General features: G+C 65.7%; 19 protein-coding genes. 9 read left to right on the forward strand and 10 right to left on the reverse strand.

The genetic code is table 11. From position 1 onward, the window contains the following. Positions 1-73: 73 nt before the first annotated feature. Positions 74-1276 (forward strand): bifunctional phosphopantothenoylcysteine decarboxylase/phosphopantothenate--cysteine ligase CoaBC, encoded by a 1203-nt coding sequence (gene coaBC / locus IPF36_RS30905; RefSeq protein ID WP_133092228.1) that lies wholly within the window; start codon positions 74-76, stop codon positions 1274-1276. A gap of 30 nt (positions 1277-1306) precedes the next feature. Then, positions 1307-1801 (forward strand): dUTP diphosphatase, encoded by a 495-nt coding sequence (gene dut / locus IPF36_RS30910; protein WP_133092229.1) that lies wholly within the window; start codon positions 1307-1309, stop codon positions 1799-1801. Between the two features lie 54 nt (positions 1802-1855). Here the strand turns inward: dut and IPF36_RS30915 are convergent, their stop codons facing one another. From IPF36_RS30915 to clpS, 4 genes are all read right to left on the reverse strand, one after another. After that, positions 1856-2704 carry a VOC family protein gene (locus tag IPF36_RS30915; RefSeq protein ID WP_135705874.1) on the reverse strand — a complete coding sequence of 283 codons (849 nt, stop codon included), beginning with the start codon at positions 2702-2704 and terminating at the stop codon, positions 1856-1858. Between the two features lie 47 nt (positions 2705-2751). Further along, positions 2752-3747: a tripartite tricarboxylate transporter substrate binding protein gene (locus IPF36_RS30920; RefSeq protein WP_135705875.1), complete on the reverse strand. Its 996-nt coding sequence runs from the start codon at positions 3745-3747 to the stop codon at positions 2752-2754. Between the two features lie 201 nt (positions 3748-3948). Next, complete coding sequence (gene clpA / locus IPF36_RS30925; protein WP_195431928.1) at positions 3949-6243, reverse strand: ATP-dependent Clp protease ATP-binding subunit ClpA; 2295 nt, start codon at positions 6241-6243, stop codon at positions 3949-3951. After that, on the reverse strand, positions 6240-6566 hold the full coding sequence (clpS, locus tag IPF36_RS30930) for an ATP-dependent Clp protease adapter ClpS (RefSeq protein WP_010814998.1): 327 nt from the start codon (positions 6564-6566) through the stop codon (positions 6240-6242). Before clpS ends, clpA begins: the two co-directional genes overlap by 4 nt. A gap of 530 nt (positions 6567-7096) precedes the next feature. On the opposite strand from clpS, the gene IPF36_RS30935 reads away from it, so the two are divergent. Then, positions 7097-7303 (forward strand): cold-shock protein, encoded by a 207-nt coding sequence (locus IPF36_RS30935; RefSeq protein ID WP_010814999.1) that lies wholly within the window; start codon positions 7097-7099, stop codon positions 7301-7303. Positions 7304-7525: 222 nt separating this feature from the next. On the opposite strand, the gene IPF36_RS30940 is transcribed toward IPF36_RS30935, so the two are convergent. Both IPF36_RS30940 and icd read right to left on the reverse strand, forming a co-directional pair. Next, positions 7526-7987, reverse strand: a complete 462-nt coding sequence (locus tag IPF36_RS30940; RefSeq protein WP_135705876.1) for a VOC family protein — start codon at positions 7985-7987, stop codon at positions 7526-7528. Between the two features lie 149 nt (positions 7988-8136). Then, positions 8137-9387 (reverse strand): NADP-dependent isocitrate dehydrogenase, encoded by a 1251-nt coding sequence (icd, locus tag IPF36_RS30945; RefSeq protein WP_133092234.1) that lies wholly within the window; start codon positions 9385-9387, stop codon positions 8137-8139. Positions 9388-9625: 238 nt separating this feature from the next. On the opposite strand from icd, the gene IPF36_RS30950 reads away from it, so the two are divergent. The 3 genes from IPF36_RS30950 to IPF36_RS30960 all read left to right on the forward strand — a co-directional run bounded on the left by IPF36_RS30950 (position 9626) and on the right by IPF36_RS30960 (position 11170). After that, positions 9626-10267 (forward strand): pseudouridine synthase, encoded by a 642-nt coding sequence (locus IPF36_RS30950; protein ID WP_133092235.1) that lies wholly within the window; start codon positions 9626-9628, stop codon positions 10265-10267. A 104-nt stretch (positions 10268-10371) separates the two neighbouring features. Then, a complete protein-coding gene (locus tag IPF36_RS30955) occupies positions 10372-10563 on the forward strand; it encodes a hypothetical protein (RefSeq protein WP_133092236.1) in 192 nt (63 codons plus the stop codon). A gap of 145 nt (positions 10564-10708) precedes the next feature. Next, the gene (locus IPF36_RS30960; RefSeq protein WP_135705877.1) at positions 10709-11170 is read left to right on the forward strand and encodes a DUF192 domain-containing protein; all 462 of its coding nucleotides are present in this window, start codon (positions 10709-10711) and stop codon (positions 11168-11170) included. A 55-nt stretch (positions 11171-11225) separates the two neighbouring features. Here the strand turns inward: IPF36_RS30960 and IPF36_RS30965 are convergent, their stop codons facing one another. After that, positions 11226-11711 (reverse strand): YajQ family cyclic di-GMP-binding protein, encoded by a 486-nt coding sequence (locus tag IPF36_RS30965; RefSeq protein ID WP_063240205.1) that lies wholly within the window; start codon positions 11709-11711, stop codon positions 11226-11228. A gap of 131 nt (positions 11712-11842) precedes the next feature. Here IPF36_RS30965 and murB point away from each other — a divergent pair, with 131 nt between their 5' ends. Then, positions 11843-12853: a UDP-N-acetylmuramate dehydrogenase gene (gene murB / locus IPF36_RS30970; RefSeq protein ID WP_135705878.1), complete on the forward strand. Its 1011-nt coding sequence runs from the start codon at positions 11843-11845 to the stop codon at positions 12851-12853. Positions 12854-12880: 27 nt separating this feature from the next. Here the strand turns inward: murB and IPF36_RS30975 are convergent, their stop codons facing one another. Both IPF36_RS30975 and argF read right to left on the reverse strand, forming a co-directional pair. Next, positions 12881-13192 carry a pyrimidine/purine nucleoside phosphorylase gene (locus tag IPF36_RS30975; protein ID WP_133092239.1) on the reverse strand — a complete coding sequence of 104 codons (312 nt, stop codon included), beginning with the start codon at positions 13190-13192 and terminating at the stop codon, positions 12881-12883. A gap of 79 nt (positions 13193-13271) precedes the next feature. Beyond that, a complete protein-coding gene (gene argF, locus IPF36_RS30980) occupies positions 13272-14195 on the reverse strand; it encodes an ornithine carbamoyltransferase (RefSeq protein ID WP_133092240.1) in 924 nt (307 codons plus the stop codon). 428 nt (positions 14196-14623) lie between these two features. On the opposite strand from argF, the gene IPF36_RS30985 reads away from it, so the two are divergent. Beyond that, positions 14624-14923, forward strand: coding sequence for a DUF3579 domain-containing protein (locus tag IPF36_RS30985; protein ID WP_063240208.1), 300 nt, complete (start codon positions 14624-14626; stop codon positions 14921-14923). Positions 14924-15048: 125 nt separating this feature from the next. On the opposite strand, the gene rpsT is transcribed toward IPF36_RS30985, so the two are convergent. After that, positions 15049-15318, reverse strand: a complete 270-nt coding sequence (gene rpsT, locus IPF36_RS30990) for a 30S ribosomal protein S20 (protein WP_063240209.1) — start codon at positions 15316-15318, stop codon at positions 15049-15051. A 351-nt stretch (positions 15319-15669) separates the two neighbouring features. On the opposite strand from rpsT, the gene murJ reads away from it, so the two are divergent. Beyond that, positions 15670-17220: a murein biosynthesis integral membrane protein MurJ gene (gene murJ, locus IPF36_RS30995; RefSeq protein WP_133092241.1), complete on the forward strand. Its 1551-nt coding sequence runs from the start codon at positions 15670-15672 to the stop codon at positions 17218-17220. The last annotated feature ends 17 nt before the right edge of the window (positions 17221-17237 follow it).

Genomic DNA, 17237 nt, shown 5'->3' on the forward strand with positions numbered 1-17237 from the left:
CCATCTTGGGAAGCAAACCTCCAGCCGGCTTCCCCGGTATCATTTCCCTTTCCCCCCAGCCAGGTTCCCCACCATGGATTTGCGCGGCAAGCACATCGTTCTCGGCCTGACCGGCGGCATCGCCTGCTACAAGTCGGCCGAGCTGGTCCGCCTGCTGACCAAGGCCGGCGCCACCGTGCAGGTGGCCATGACCGAGGCGGCGACCCACTTCATTACCCCGGTGACTATGCAGGCGCTGTCCGGCCGCCCGGTGTTCCTGTCGCAGTGGGACGCCCGCATCGACAACAACATGGCGCATATCGACCTCTCGCGCGAGGCCGACGCCATTGTCATCGCACCCGCTTCCACCGACTTCATGGCGCGCCTGGCCAACGGCCTGTGCGACGACCTGCTGAGCACGCTGTGCATCGCGCGCGACTGCCCGCTGCTGGTGGCGCCGGCGATGAACCGCCAGATGTGGGCAGCGCCGGCAACCCAGCGCAATGCCGCGCAGCTGCGCGCCGACGGCGTGACCATCCTGGGGCCGGGCAGCGGCGACCAGGCCTGCGGCGAGGTCGGCGACGGCCGCATGCTCGAGCCCGAAGAACTGCTCGACGACATCATCGCCTTCTTCCAGCCCAAGCCGCTGCAAGGCAAGCGCGTGCTGATCACCGCCGGGCCGACCTTCGAGGCAATCGACCCGGTGCGCGGCATCACCAACCTGTCGTCGGGCAAGATGGGCTTCTCGATCGCGCGCGCGGCGCGCGAGGCCGGCGCCGAAGTGCTGCTGGTGGCCGGGCCGACCAGCCTGCCGACGCCGCGCGGCGTGGTGCGCACCGATGTGCGCAGCGCGCAGCAGATGCATGATGCAGTGCTGGCACAGCTGCCCGGCGCTGACGTCTTCGTCGCGGTGGCCGCGGTGGCCGACTGGCGCCCCGCCGAAGTGGCCCGGCAGAAGCTGAAGAAGGCCAACGACACCGACACGCCCACGCTGCAGTTCGTGCAGAACCCGGACATCCTCGCCACCGTGGCGGCGCGCACGGATGCGCCCTACTGCGTCGGTTTCGCGGCCGAAAGCGAAAACCTGGAGCAGTACGGCGAACAGAAGCGCCAGCGCAAGGGCGTGCCGCTGCTGGTCGGCAATATCGGCCACCATACCTTTGGCCTGGACGACAACGAGATCGTGCTGTTCGATGCCGCCGGCATGACGCGGCTGCCGCGCGCCGACAAGCTGTCGCTGGCGCGCCAGCTCGTTGCCGCCATCGGCCAACGCCTGCCCGGGCGGCCGCGTCCCTGATTGTTGAAACGAATTTCCCCGAGATTGTCTATGACCCAGCCTCTGAACCCCACCGTCGAAATCAAGGTGCTCGATGCCCGCCTGAACGAATGGGGCCTGCCTGCCTACCAGAGCGAAATGGCCGCCGCCATCGACCTGCATGCCTGCGTCGACACGCCGGTGTCGATCGCCCCGGGCACGCCCGCGCAATTAGTGCCGGCCGGCATCGCCGTGCACATGGGCAACCCCTACATGGCCGCGACCATCGTGCCGCGCTCGGGCCTCGGCCACAAGAAAGGCCTGGTGCTGGGCAACTCGATCGGCGTGATCGATGCCGACTACCAGGGCCAGATCATGGTCAGCGTGTGGAACCGCAACGCGCCGGGCACCGAGCCGATCGTGATCCAGCCGGGCGAGCGCATCGCGCAGATGATGTTCGTGCCAGTGCTGCGGCCGGTCTTCACGACGGTGGACGAGTTCAGCGAAGACAGCGAGCGCGGCGCCGGTGGCTTCGGCTCGACCGGGGTGCATCACGCCAAGGCCTGACGCTCATTCACGCTGGCAAAGGAAGACTGGCGCCCTGTGGCGCCAGTTTGCATTTCAGCTGCGCTGTTCGAACAGCAACGCCACGCCGCCGGCCGCCTCGGCCGGCACCAGCGTTTCGCGCGGGCCGAGGTCGAGGGTCGGCACACCGGCGTTGCGCCAGAGCGCGCGCGCCGCGGCCAGGTCGCCGGTACGCAGGCGCATCGCGGCGTATCCCGGCACCTCCCTGTGCACATGCGCCGTGCCGGTCGCCGAGGCCAGCGCCTGCGGCGTGCTGACCACCAGCGCGGCGTCATCCAGCGCCAGGCTGCTGACGTGCTCGCTCAGCTGCGTCAGCTCGCCGCCGGTCAGTTCCGCATAGGCCCGCGCCGCGGCATCGACCAGCGCGGGCGCCACCACCAGGAACATGGTCGCGATGCTGTCGGCGCCGTTGGCGTGTGACATCCATTCCGGCCGCCACAGCAGCTCGGGCGTGCGGTGCTCGCAGACGAAATAGCGCGCGCCCGGGGCATCGTCGAGCGCGGTCACGCGGAAGGTGGCGGAATGTTCGCTGCCGTCGTCCAGCCGCACCGGGCGCGAGAACTCGATCGGATCCGAGGTGTACCAGCCCGACGCACGCAGCCGTGCGGCGGCGCCGAAGGCGTCGTCGCTCTTGCACGACATTGCCGCGCAGCCGCCGCCGCGCGCCTGCGCGTCCCAGTAGTACTGGCGGCTGGGGGTGGGCGCTGTGACGTGCAGCAGCTCGACGTAGTCGTGCCCCAACATGATGCAATGGTTCTGCGAACCCAGCGTGTGGTAGCCGCGCGGCGTCAGCGTAAAGCCGAGCCGTTGCCAGGCCTGCGCCCCCGCATCGAGGTCGGGACACACCACCACCGCATGGTCAAACATTTCCGCTTGGCTTGCCATCGACATCACCTCGGTCTGTGCGGCGGGCGCGCCTGCGCCGGCCGCCGTCATTCGAACTGGATATTGGCCTTGCGCGCCACGGCCTGCCACTTGTCGTGCTCCTGGCGCACCAGCTTGCCGAGGTCGGCCGGGCTGCCGCCGACGATCTCGAAGCCCTGCGCGGCCAGCGCATCGACCACCCGCGGCTGGCGCAGCGACTCGACCAGCGCCTGGTGGATCCGCGTGACCGTTGCCGCGGCCAGGTTGGCGGGCCCGAACACGCCGATCCAGGAATAAGCTTCAAAACCCTTGAGCCCCTGCTCGGCCACGGTCGGCACCTGCGGCAACTGGCGCAGGCGGCTGGTGCCGGTCACGCCCAGCACCTTGATGGTGCGCGCGGCCACGTGCGCCTGTACCGCGGCATAGCTGCTGAAAAAGATATCGACCTCATTGGCCAGCACCGCCTGCACGGCCGGGCCGCCGCCCTTGTAGGGCACGTGGAGCATGTGCATGCCGGCTTCGGTCGCCAGCGCCTCGGCTGCAAGCTGGTTCAGGCTGCCGATGCCGGACGAGGCATAGCGCACGCTGTCGGGCTTGGCCTTGGCCAATGCCACCAGTTCGCGCACATTGGCGGCCGGCAGCGAGGGATTGGCGGCGATGACCAGCGGAAAGCGCACCAGCTGCGAGATCGGCGTGAAATCGTGGAAGGTGTCGTAGGGCAGCTGCTTGTAGGCAAACGGGTTGATGGCGTGCGTATCGAAGGCCATCAGCAACGTGCTGCCGTCAGGCCTGGCGCGCGCCACGGTGCTGGACGCGATCAGGCCGCCGGCGCCCGGCTTGTTGTCGACCACCACGGTCTGCCCCAGCGCCGCCTTCAGCCCCGGCTGCAGCTGGCGCGCGACGATATCGACACTGCCGCCGGGCGGGAACGGCAGCACCAGCGCGAGCGGACGGTTGCCGGCCGGCGCCTCGGCGGCGGCGTGCATCATCGGGACAGGCATGGCGCCCAGCGGCAGGATCTTGAGCAGCAGGCGGCGGCGCCGCGTGCGTTCGGCAGAGGACATCGGGTATTCGGGCGTTGGCGACCGCAATGCCGGCGGCCGCCGGGACAAAAAAGAAGGGGCGGCATCACTGCCGCCCCCTGTATTTTGCCCGATGATCGGCCGCGTTGCAGGCGACCCCCGCCGAACCGCGCCCGGATCGCCACGATCCGGTGCGATTTTCGGCCGTCTCCGGCCCTTTCAGGCCGGAGCGACGGTCGCCGCTCAGGCCTCGGCGCGCTGCTCTTCCGGCGCTTCGGGCGGTTCCGGCTCGATCTCGGAGAAATCGAGCTTGATCTGGTCCTGGTCGTCCAGGTCGACCACGACCTTGCCGCCGGATACCAGCCTGCCGAACAGCAGCTCGTCGGCCAGCGCCTTGCGGATCATGTCCTGGATCAGGCGTTGCATCGGACGCGCGCCCATCAGCGGGTCGAAGCCCTTGTGCGCCAGGAACTTGCGCAGCTTCTCGCTGAAGCTGGCTTCCACCTTCTTCTCGTGCAGCTGCTCTTCCAGCTGCATCAGGAACTTGTCGACCACGCGCAGGATGATTTCCTCGTCCAGCGAGCGGAAGCTGATGGTGGCATCCAGCCTGTTGCGGAACTCCGGCGTGAACATGCGCTTGATGTCGGCCATCTCGTCGCCCTGCTCGCGCGTGCTGGTGAAGCCGATGGTGGCGCGGTTCATGGTCTCCGCTCCCGCGTTGGTGGTCATGATGATGATCACGTTGCGGAAGTCGGCGCGCCGGCCGTTGTTGTCGGTCAGCGAGCCATGGTCCATCACCTGCAGCAGGATATTGAAGATATCCGGATGCGCTTTCTCGATTTCATCCAGCAGCAGCACGCAGTGCGGCTTCTTGGTGACGGCCTCGGTCAGCAGGCCGCCCTGGTCGAAGCCGACGTATCCCGGCGGCGCGCCGATCAGTCGGCTCACCGCGTGGCGCTCCATGTATTCGGACATGTCGAAGCGCAGCAGCTCGATGCCCATGATGAAGGCCAGCTGCTTGGCGACCTCGGTCTTGCCCACGCCGGTGGGACCCGAGAACAGGAACGAGCCGATCGGCTTGTCGGTCTTGCCCAGGCCGGCGCGCGACATCTTGATCGCCGAGGCCAGCGCCTCGATCGCGGGATCCTGGCCGAACACCACCGACTTCAGGTCGCGTTCCAGCGTCTGCAGCTTGCTGCGGTCGTCCTGGTTCACGCTCTGCGGCGGGATGCGCGCGATGCGCGAGACGATGTCCTCGATCTCGCCCTTGCCGATGGTCTTCTTCTGCTTGGACTTCGGCAGGATGCGCTGCGCCGCGCCGGCTTCGTCGATCACGTCGATCGCCTTGTCCGGCAGGTGCCGGTCGGTGATGAAGCGGGCCGACAGCTCGGCCGCGGCGGTCAGCGCCGAAGCCGCGTACTTGACGCCATGGTGCTCCTCGAAGCGCGACTTCAGGCCGCGCAGGATCTGCACGGTCTGGTCGACCGACGGCTCGACCACGTCGATCTTCTGGAAGCGCCGCGACAGCGCCGCGTCCTTCTCGAAGATGCCGCGGTATTCCGTGAAGGTGGTCGCGCCGATGCACTTGAGCTGGCCCGATGACAGCGCCGGCTTGAGCAGGTTGCTGGCGTCCAGTGTCCCGCCCGATGCGGCGCCCGCGCCGATCAGCGTGTGGATCTCGTCGATGAACAGGATCGCGTTCGGGTTGTCCTTGAGCGACTTCAGCACGCCCTTCAGGCGCTGCTCGAAGTCGCCGCGGTACTTGGTGCCGGCCAGCAGCGCGCCCATGTCGAGCGAGTAGACGGTGGCCTTTTCCAGGATGTCCGGGACTTCGTTCTTGGTGATGCGCCAGGCCAGCCCCTCCGCAATGGCGGTCTTGCCGACGCCGGCCTCGCCCACCAGCAGCGGGTTGTTCTTGCGCCGGCGGCACAGCACCTGCACCACGCGCTCGACTTCGCTTTCGCGGCCGATCAGCGGATCGATCTTGCCGGCCTTGGCCAGCGCGTTCAGGTTCTGGGTGTATTGCTCGAGCGGGCTTTCCTTGCCGTCGCCGCCCTCGCCTTCGCCGGCATTGTCGCCATGCTTGGCGGGCTCGGACTGGTCCTTGCGGATGCCGTGGCTGATGAAATTGACCACGTCAAGGCGCGTCACGCCCTGCTGCTGCAGGTAGTAGACCGCGTGCGAATCCTTCTCGCCAAAGATGGCGACCAGCACGTTGGCACCGGTCACTTCCTTCTTGCCATTGGAAGTGGACTGTACGTGCATGATCGCGCGCTGGATCACGCGCTGGAAGCCGAGCGTGGGCTGGGTATCGACCTCGTCGGTCCCCGGCACCACCGGCGTGTTATCCGCGATGAAGTTCTTAAGGCTGGTGCGCAGGTCCTCGATATTGGCCGCGCAGGCGCGCAAGACTTCAGCTGCCGTGGGATTGTCGAGCAATGCCAGCAGCAGATGCTCCACGGTAATGAACTCGTGGCGTGCCTGCCGGGCTTCGACAAAAGCCATATGCAGGCTCACTTCCAATTCTTGCGCAATCATGCTTCCTCCATCACGCACTGCAAGGGGTGCCCCGCCTGCCGCGCGTGCGTTGACACCAGCTCGACTTTTGTCGCCGCGATATCTCTGGTGTAGATACCGCAGACGCCCTTTCCTTCCCGGTGCACGGTCAGCATGATCTGCGTCGCCGTTTCCCGGTCCCTGCTGAAATACTGCTGCAGGATCATCACGACAAACTCCATCGGAGTGTAGTCGTCGTTAAGCAGCACCACCTTGAACATGGCAGGCGGTTTTAGCGCCTGCTCTTTACGCTCCAGGATGGTGCCCGCTTCGCGTTGTGGGACATTCGCAAGCCGTGTAGCCATGGCTTTATTCTAACCCTTACTCGCAACTCTGCAATTTGGGGAAAAGGCGCCGGATTCAAGGGCCGGGCTACCTGCTTCCGGTTATGAAAAAGCGCGGAACCGCACGCCAGAGGCATTGCAATGCACGTGACGGGAGACCGCAGGACTGATCCGGACAATACCCGATGCTTGCCGCCAAGGTACCATCCCGCGCCGTCCGTTTCCCGCCACACCCTGCCCGCAGTGGGGATTCCGCCAGCTTGACAGTATGTATGTTTGACAGAAGAATCGTTCGCACACCCGCCTGAAGCCGCGAGCCAAAGCAAAAGGCCAATGAGCGGGTGATCCGTGAGCAGGGAGGCCCACGGCCTGGCGGCGGCGAGTCAGCATCCAGACTGGCCGCCACGCGATTGCACCTCGCCGCGCGTCATCGCCGGCCGCACCTCGGGACGCGGCCGGTCATGGCGTCGCAGTGCGTGCGCTGCAGTCCGAGCCATCCGGCCGGCATCGGCTTCCCCGCTTTGAAATCTGCTATTTCGTTGGGGGAGTATATGGCAAGCGGTATCGTCAAATGGTTCAATGACGCCAAGGGCTTCGGGTTTATCAAGCCGGACGAGGGCGAAGAAGAACTGTTTGCGCACTTTTCGGCTATCCAGATGTCGGGCTTCAAGACGCTGAAGGAAGGTCAACGCGTCTCGTTCGAGGTGGTCCAGGGCCCCAAGGGCAAGCAAGCCACCAATATCCAGGACGCCAGCTAAGCTGCGCCGCGACCGTATCCCGGCCGGCAGAGCCGTGGAGCGGTCTACGAGGGTGCGGGGGGAGCTCCCCCGGGACGGGATCGGCGCCAGTGCCGGCCACGCTGTCTCAGGCAGCCGGGCAGGTTGTGGCGCATATCAGCTGCACGCACCGCATCCGACGGAAAGCCCGGCCTCGTGCCGGGCTTTCTGCTTTGCGCGGGCCGGCCATGGGGGCTGGCCAGCTCAGGCCCAGCCGTCGATCTTCAACCCGCTGGCCTGCTCGGCCTCTTCCTTTGTGACCTGCCGCACAGTCTGGCCGAAGGTCCAGACATGACCTTCCGGGTCCCTGGCAGTGTAGGAGCGGTCGCCATAGAACTCGTCCTGCGGCTCGCGCACGATCACCGCGCCCGCGGCACGGGCCCGCTCGCAGTGCTGGTCGATCCCATCCCGCAGGTGCACATGCACCGTCTGCGTATTCTTGCCGCCGATCGACGCCGGGCTGGCTGTAAAGTCAGCCCACTCGCTGCCGACCATCAGGTAGCTATCGCCGAAGCGCATTTCCGAGTGCACCAGCTGGTCCTGCTGGTCCCGGATCACCATCACCCGCTGGAAGCCGAAGGCGCGTTCGAGCCAGTCCAGCGCGGCCAGCGGGTCCTTGTAAAAGACGGCCGCGCCGAAGGCGGTGCGGCGGAAAGGATCGTCCATGGCAGTCTCCCCGGGCCAGCCCGCCCGTCCGTTGCAATCCCTGAAGTTCTAGGCAACGGCGCTGGCCGGCGCAAGAAAAAACCCCGCAGCCGGGGCACGGCAGCGGGGTTCTTCCAAGGCAGGTCGCCCGCTACAGCGGGAGTCCGTGCTTACATATTTTCGATCATCACCTGGCCAAAGCCCGAGCACGAAACCTGGGTCGCGCCTTCCAGCAGGCGGGCGAAATCGTACGTGACCTTTTTGGACAGGATCGACTTTTCCATCGACGCGATGATCAGGTCCGCGGCCTCGGTCCAGCCCATGTGGCGCAGCATCATTTCCGCCGACAGGATTTCCGAGCCCGGGTTGACATAGTCCTTGCCGGCGTACTTGGGCGCGGTGCCATGGGTGGCCTCGAACATGGCGACGGAGTCGGACATGTTGGCGCCCGGGGCAATGCCGATGCCACCGACCTGCGCGGCCAGGGCGTCCGAAACGTAGTCGCCGTTCAGGTTCAGCGTGGCGATCACCGAGTATTCGGCCGGACGCAGCAGGATCTGCTGCAGGAAGGCGTCGGCAATCGCGTCCTTGACAACGATGTCCTTGCCGGTCTTCGGGTTCTTGAACTTGCACCACGGGCCGCCATCAACCAGCTCGGCGCCGAATTCCTTCTGCGCCAACTCGTAGCCCCAGTCACGGAAGCCACCCTCGGTGAACTTCATGATGTTGCCCTTGTGCACCAGCGTCACCGACGGCTTGTCGTTGTCGATGGCGTACTGGATCGCCTTGCGCACCAGGCGCTCGGTGCCTTCGCGCGAAACCGGCTTGACGCCGATGCCCGAGGTGGCCGGGAAGCGGATCTTCTTCACGCCCATCTCGTCCTGCAGGAACTTGATGAGTTTCTTCGCCTGCTCGCTTTCCGCGGCCCATTCGATGCCGGCGTAGATGTCCTCCGAGTTCTCGCGGAAGATCACCATGTCGGTCTTTTCCGGCTCGCGCACCGGCGAAGGCACGCCCTTGAAGTATCGCACCGGGCGCAGGCAGACATACAGGTCCAGCTGCTGGCGCAGCGCCACGTTCAGCGAGCGGATGCCGCCGCCCACGGGCGTGGTCAGCGGGCCCTTGATCGAGACCACGTATTCCTTGAGCACATCCAGGGTTTCGTCCGGCAGCCACACGTCCGGGCCGTAGACCTTGGTCGACTTCTCGCCGGCGTAGATCTCCATCCAGGAGATCTTGCGCTTGCCGCCGTAGGCCTTGGCCACGGCCGCGTCGACCACCTTGATCATCACCGGCGTGATATCGACGCCCGTACCGTCGCCTTCGATATAAGGAATGATGGGGTTGTCCGGGACATTCAGCGAAAAATCCTGGTTGACCGTGATCTTTTCGCCGGCCGGAACCTTGATGTGTTGATACATGACGTCTCCAGTACGGAACGGTTTAGACGGCCGCCGGGGCTTGGCCGACGGCGAGATTCGCGAGGTGGCGCTGGCATTGTAGCGGGCATCGCGGCCCGCCCAGCACTGCATTGCACCACCTTGGCGTACATTCAGGCAAGTCTTAGTCTTATATAAGACACAAGACTGATTTCGTATTATGCAGCAATCTTTCATCATCCGCCAACCGCGGCGCGCGGCTGGGGCATACTTGCGCCCCATGACCCTGATCGCCCTGAACAAGCCGTACGGCACCATGAGCCAGTTCTCGGAACATCCCACGCGCCCCACGCTGGCCGCTTGCGTGGACGTGCCGGGCGTGTACCCGGCCGGCCGGCTCGATGCGGACAGTGAAGGTTTGCTGCTGCTGACCGACGACGGCGCGCTCCAGGCGCGCATTGCCGACCCGCGCCACAAGCTGGAAAAGACTTACCTCGCCCAGGTCGAGGGCATTCCCGATGCGGCCGCGCTGGCGCGGCTGCGCGCCGGAGTCGACCTTGGCGACTTCGTCACGCAGCCGGCGCGGGCGCGTGCGATCGGTGAGCCCGACTGGCTCTGGCCGCGCCATCCGCCGGTGCGTTATCGCGCCGCGATCCCGACGTCATGGCTGGAGCTGAAGATTCGCGAAGGCAAGAACCGGCAGGTGCGGCGCATGACCGCTGCCGTCGGCTTCCCCACGCTGCGGCTGGTCCGCGTGGGCATCGGGCCGCTCGACCTGCGCACGCTCGGTCTCGCCCCTGGGGAATCGTGCGAGGTCGAGCCCGATGTACTGGGCTTGACGGCGACACGCGCGCCGGCCACCCATGTCTCAAAGACCAGACAGGCGAACGACGCCAAGCGGCGTTCTCGTTACAAAAGCTAACAAATGGCGCGTCAACGCGCCGTCCGGACGCCTCGTTCTTGTCGGTGACACGTCCAATCACGCGTCACAACTTCCGACTGTTCTTATCCTTCGAGGTAATCGCCATGAAAAAACTGATCGCTGCTCTGGTTGTCGGCCTGTTCGCCACCGGCGCCTTCGCCCAGGCTTCGGCCCCTGCCGACGCTGCAGCGCCCGCGGCCACCAAGGAAGCCCCGAAGCCCGCAAAGAAGAAGACCAGCCACAAGAAGACCACCCACAAGAAGGCCGCCACGGCTTCGGCCCCGGCCGCGCAGTAAGCCGCCGTGCCGGCCACGCGCCGGCGAAGAAAGAGGCAGGCTGCCACCAGGCGCCTGCCTTTTTCGTTTTGGCCGCCGCCATCCATCGGCGCGGCACCTGCGCTATGCTTGCGGCTGCCGTCCGCGCCCTTCCAGACCGAACACCATGTCCTTCCTGCTCAAGACGCCGTTGTCACGCTGCTTCCAGATTGCCGCGGCGCTCGCCGTGCTCGCCGCCGGCCAGGCCCAGGCGCAAGCCGCGCTGCCGGTAGTGCCGTTGACCGCGGGCATGTACGCGATCCACGCCGAGGTTGCCGCCACGCCGGCGGCGCGCGAACAGGGGCTGATGTACCGCAAGAGCATGCCGGTCAACAGCGGCATGCTGTTCGTGTTCGAGCAAAAGGCCGGTCATTGCTTCTGGATGCGCAATACCGAGCTGCCGCTGTCGATCGCTTTTCTTGCCGACGACGGGACCATCGTCAATATCGAGGACATGGCACCGCGTACCGAGAGCAACCACTGCCCGAAGACGGCGATCCGCTATGCGCTGGAAATGAACCAGGGCTGGTTCACGCAGAAGGGCATTCGCGCCGGCGCGAAGATCGGCGGGCTGCCGCAGGCGCGCTGACGCGCCGCGGCGGCATGCGGTGCCGGCATGGTCGCCGGCACCGGGAGAATCCGGCTTAGTCGCGGAAGTTGTTGAAGTCCAGCGGCGCTTCCGAGACGTCCTTGCGCAGCATGGCGATCACGTTCTGCAGGTCGTCGCGCTTGGTTCCCGAGACGCGCACCGCATCGCCCTGGATGCTGGCCTGCACCTTGATCTTGCTGTCCTTGATCATGCGCACGATCTTCTTGGCCAGGTCGCCCGTCACCCCCTTCTTGATGGTGATGACCTGCTTGACCTTGTCGCCGCTGATCTTGTCGGTCTTGCCGTAGTCCAGGAAGCGCACGTCGACATTGCGCTTGGCCATCTTGTTGATCAGCACGTCCTTCACCTGGTCCAGCTTGAAATCGTCGTCGGCAAAGGCGGTCAGTTCGTTTTCCTTCTGCTCGACCCGGGCGTCCGAGCCCTTGAAATCGAAGCGGGTCGAGATTTCCTTGTTGGATTGCTCGACGGCGTTCTTCACCTCGACCATGTTCGCTTCGCACACTACGTCAAACGACGGCATTGCATTCTCCTTGTGATCCATATGCCCGGAAGGCGGCCGTTGGCGACGCCTTCCGTATAATTCAGGCCTACCTCGCAGCCAGGGGCCGCAACGCTTACCACCAGCGGCGGCCGCGTCACCTATCCCCTTGCATGGCAGATTTCCACGAATTTTATCCCCTGCGCCGCCACAATACATTCGGATTCGATGCGCGCGCGCGCTTCGCCGTGCATGTGCGCAGCGAAGCCGACCTGACCGAGGCACTCGCGGACCCGCGCGCCAATGGCCTGCCGCTGGTAGTGCTGGGCGGCGGCAGCAACGTGGTGCTGACGCGCGACCTCGACGCGCTGGTGCTGCTGATGGAGATCCCGGGCTACCAGGTCGAGGATGCCGATGACGCCTGGCTGGTCACCGCGGGCGCGGGCGAGAACTGGAATGCGCTGGTCGACCGCACCATTGCCGACGGCAAGCCGGGCCTCGAGAACCTGGCGCTGATTCCCGGCACTGCGGGCGCCGCGCCGATCCAGAATATCGGCGCCTATGGGGTGGAACTGCGTGACCGCTTCGAAGGCGTGCGCGCCTATGACCGCCATGCCGACTTGTTCGTCTGGCTTGATTTACGCGCATGCGGGTTCGGCTACCGCGACAGCCTGTTCAAGCAGGCCGGCGCGGGCCGCTACATCATTACCGCGGTGACGCTGCGCTTGCCCAAGGCATGGCAACCGGTCCTGTCTTACGGCGAACTGGCGCGCGAGCTGTCCGGCAATCTCGCGCCGGACGCCGCCACGGTCCGCGACGCGGTGGTGGCGATCCGCACGCGCAAGCTGCCCGACCCCGCGCAGATCGGCAACGCCGGCAGCTTTTTCAAGAACCCGCTGGTCAGCGCCGCGCAGCGCGATACGCTGCTGCAGGCCAATCCCGACCTGGTGAGCTATCCCCAGCCGGACGGCAGCTACAAGCTCGCCGCGGGCTGGCTGATCGACCGCTGCGGGTTCAAGGGCGTCAGCGACGGCCCGGTGGGTGTCTATGGCAAGCAGGCACTGGTGCTGGTGCACCGCGGCGGCGGAACCGGCGCGATGCTCCTGGCGCTGGCCAACCGCATCGCGGATACCGTCGAAGCGCGCTTCGGCGTGCGGATCGAGCCCGAGCCGGTAGTGCTGTAGCGCCTGTAGCGCCTGCTGGCCCGGCGATCACCCGAAGTGGCAGACGTAGTCCAGCGTCTCCAGCACCTCGATGTCGAAGCTGCTGTTGCCCGGCACGTCGAACTGCTGGCCAGCGCCGTAGGTCTGCCAGTCTTCCGCGCCGGCCAGGCGCACGCGGCAGCTGCCGCCGTTGATTTCCATGATTTCCGGCGCGCCGGTGTTGAACGTCAGCGAAGCCGGGAAAATCACGCCCAGCGTCTTGCGGGTACCGTCCGGGAACAGCACGGTGTGGCTCACGCACTTGCCGTCGAAATACAGGTTGGCTTTCTTGACGACCGATACGTTGTCGAACTGGCTCACTTCCATCTCCTTCACTGTCTTGAATCAGACGTAAAAAGAGGGGCCATCGCGGCCCCTCCCCTGTTCACTCCGCGCGCGCTCAGTAGCGGCCGCAGAGCAGGTATTCCATCAGCGCCTTCTGCACGTGCAGGCGGTTTTCCGCCTCGTCCCAGACCACGCTCTTGGGACCGTCGATCACGGCGGCCTCGACTTCCTCGCCGCGGTGCGCCGGCAGGCAGTGCATGAACAGCGCGTCGGGCTCGGCGCGGTCCATCATCGCGGTGGTGACCATCCAGTCCTTGAAGGCGCGCTTGCGGGCTTCGTTCTCGGCCTCGAAGCCCATGCTGGTCCAAACGTCGGTGGTGACCAAACTGGCGCCCTGGCAGGCGGCGAGGGGATCCTCGAAGACCTTGACCAGGCTGGCGGCGGTCGCCGGCACCATGGCGGGATCGAGCTGGTATCCCGGCGGCGCCGAGAAATGGAAATTGAAGCCCAGCCGCTCGGCAGCCTGGATCCAGGTATAGGCCATGTTGTTGGCATCGCCGATCCACGCCACCGTCTTGCCGCGGATGCTGCCGCGCTGCTCGATGTAGGTGAAGATATCGGCCAGCACCTGGCACGGGTGGTATTCGTTGGTCAGCCCGTTGATCACCGGCACGCGCGAGTGCGCGGCAAAGCGGTCGATGATGTCCTGGCCGAAGGTGCGGATCATGATGATGTCGACCATGCGCGAGATCACCTGCGCCGCATCCTCGATCGGCTCGCCGCGGCCCAGCTGCGAATCGCGGGTGTTCAGGAACACCGCATGGCCGCCCAGCTGGTGGATGCCGGCTTCGAACGACAGGCGCGTACGCGTGGAATTCTTCTCGAAGATCATGGCCAGCGTGCGGTCGTGCAGCGGGTGCCAGGTCTCGTAGTTCTTGAACTTGGCCTTCAGGATCCGCGCGCGGTCCAGCAGGTACTCGTACTCGTCGGGAGTGAAGTCGCTGAACTGGAGGTAATGCTTGATCGGGGTTGGGCTCATAAAACAAAGAAGGCGGCTCGGTGGGGACGCGCCGTCATGAAGTGCCATGACCTGAGCGCGCCGCGGAGCCGCCTTTCGCGTCGCATACGCAATTTAACTGCAGGAATCATAAGGGATTATTTCTGCTTTGCCCAGCCCGGGACAACCCGTGACGGGCGCCGCGCCGAGCGCGTTGACAGGTTCCCGACAGGATTCCGCCCTTATGCGCAAGTCTTATATAAGATATAATACTGGCTGATTCACGCGGGGCCCCGGCATACCCTTGCCGCTGCGCGCCGCCGGCATCAAAAGTGCCCCCGCAGACACCGACGCCCCGCCTTCCCGGCCGGAAAAAGCGCGAACCAAACGCGCACCAGCCGCGTCAAACGGGCGCACGTTTCCGCGGGCTTAACCGTCGAGTCGTCGCCTCACCCGCAGTGTCCAGCCTCATGAACCCCAACGTTCGCGAATACTTTATCCAAGGCATTACCAAGGAAGGCAAGACCTTCCGCCCGAGCGACTGGGCCGAGCGGCTGTGCGGCGTGATGGCGCAGTTCCGCCCCGAAGGCGACACCGGCGATCCCCGGCTGACCTATTCCCCCTACGTGCGCCCCATCTTCGCCGGCAACGTCAAATGCGTGGTGGTGGATGTGCGGCTGCGCGATATCGAACCGAAGGCGCTGGATTTCGTGCTGAACTTTGCGCGCGACAACAACCTGCAACTGGTCGAGGCCTGCTCGCTGGAATGACATCGCGGTAGGTCGCCAAACTACAGGCGCCGCAAAAGCAAAAAGCTCGTCGGATGACGAGCTTTTTTGTCTGGCGGAACCGAAGTTCCGCCGCTGCCGGGCCGCCGGGGCGACCCACACAACAATCAGGCAGCAGCCATGGCCTTGATGGCGGCCGACAGGCGCGACTTGTGACGTGCAGCCTTGTTCTTGTGCACGATCTTCTTGTCGGCAATGCTGTCGATCACAGCTTGCGAGTTCTTGAACACTTCAGCGGCAGCAGCCTTGTCGCCGGCGTCGATGGCCTTGCGGACGGCCTTGACGGCGGTGCGCAGACGCGAGCGCAGGCTGGAGTTGTGAGCGTTCTGGGCGACGGCCTGGCGGGCGCGCTTGCGAGCTTGTGCGGAATTTGCCATTTCGAAAATATCCTGAATTCAGATGCGTGCCGCGGGGGACACAACAATTAAGTCATATCGAGCGACCCGGGATGCACTGACACACGAATCCGGAACGCAACTGTCCTTGTGAATCGGCAATTATACACAGATGCCGACACACGGCGCAAGACTGCTGGGACTTTGCCGACGCGTGCGGGGCCTGTCACAGGCGATCCGTATAATATGCGCCACATCGCGCCGGTGCGCGTGGCGAGCCGGCAACTTTACCGCGTTGCCCACGTCTGAAAGGCGTCCCGGGCGCCACGTCCGGCACACGCCGCCCCGCGGCCCGCGCCCGCACCGATCCACCGTCCCGCTCCGATCCACACCTTGAACCTGCTCAAAGCGCTCGCCACCATCAGCAGCCTGACGATGCTGTCGCGCATCACCGGCCTCGTGCGCGAGATCCTGATCGCCCGCGCGTTCGGCGCGTCGGAGATGACCGATGCGTTCAACGTCGCCTTCCGCATCCCCAACCTGCTGCGCCGCATCTTCGGCGAGGGCGCGTTCTCGCAGGCGTTTGTGCCCATCCTCGGCGAATACCACAGCAAGCGTGGCGAGGAGCAGACCAAGGCGCTGATCGACGCCGTCGCCACGGTAATGACCTGGGTGCTGATGGGCGTGTCGCTGCTGGGCGTGATCGGCGCGCCGCTGGTGATGACGGCGGTGGCGACCGGCTTCCGCGGGCAGAGCGAGACTTATACCGCCGCTGTCTTCATGACGCGGGTGATGTTCCCGTACATCGGCCTGATCTCGCTGGTGGCGCTGGCCTCGGGCATCCTGAACACATGGCGCAAGTTTGCCGTGCCGGCGTTTACGCCGGTACTGCTGAACCTGTGCCTGATCGTGGCCGCCCTGTTCGTCGGCCCGCACATGGACCAGCCGATCTATGCGCAGGCGTGGGGCGTGCTGGTCGGCGGCGTGCTGCAGCTGGCGATCCAGGTGCCGGCGCTGCGCCGCCTGGGCGTGATGCCGCGCCTGGGCTTCAATGTGCGCACTGCCTGGTCCGATCCCGGCGTGCGCCGCATCCTGCGCCAGATGGGGCCGGCGCTGCTGGCGGTGTCGGTGGCGCAAATCAGCCTGATCATCAATACCAACATCGCCTCGCACCTGGCCGCGGGCAGCGTCTCGTACCTGACCTATGCCGACCGGCTGATGGAATTTCCGACCGCGCTGCTGGGCGTGGCGCTCGGCACGATCCTGCTGCCGAGCCTGTCGAAGGCGAGCGCCAAGGAAGACCATGCGGAGTACTCCGGCCTGCTCGACTGGGGCCTGCGGCTGACCTTCCTGCTGGCGGTGCCCTGCGCGGTGGGGCTGTTCGTGTTCGGCGCACCGCTGACCGCGGTGCTGTTCCACTACGGCAAGTTCGACGCCCACGCCGTCGAGATGACGCGCCAGGCGCTGGTGTCGTACGGCACCGGCCTGCTGGGGCTGATCGCCATCAAGATCCTGGCCCCCGGCTTCTATGCGCGCCAGGACATCCGCACGCCGGTCAAGATCGCGCTGCTGGTGCTGGTGATCACGCAGGCATGCAACGTCGTGTTCGTGCCGTGGCTCGGGCATGCGGGCCTGGCGCTGTCGATCAGTGCCGGCGCCACCATCAATGCGCTGCTGCTGTTCTTCGGCCTGCGCCGGCGCGGCCTGTACAAGCCGGCGCCGGGCTGGTGGCTGTTCCTGGCGCGGCTGGGCACCTCGGTGCTGCTGTTGTCGGGCATGCTGCTCTGGTTCGCGCGCAATTTCGACTGGATCGGCCTGGGCGCCACGCCGCTGCTGCGCATCGCGCTGCTCGCGTCGTGCCTGGTACTTGCAGCGGTGGTCTACTTCGGTACACTGTGGCTCATGGGACTGCGCTATTCCGCCTTCAAGCGGCGCGCCGCCTAGGCGTGGTGACCCACGCT

The sequence above is a fragment of the Cupriavidus sp. IK-TO18 genome (genome assembly GCF_015549295.1).
GTDB lineage: Bacteria > Pseudomonadota > Gammaproteobacteria > Burkholderiales > Burkholderiaceae > Cupriavidus > Cupriavidus oxalaticus_A.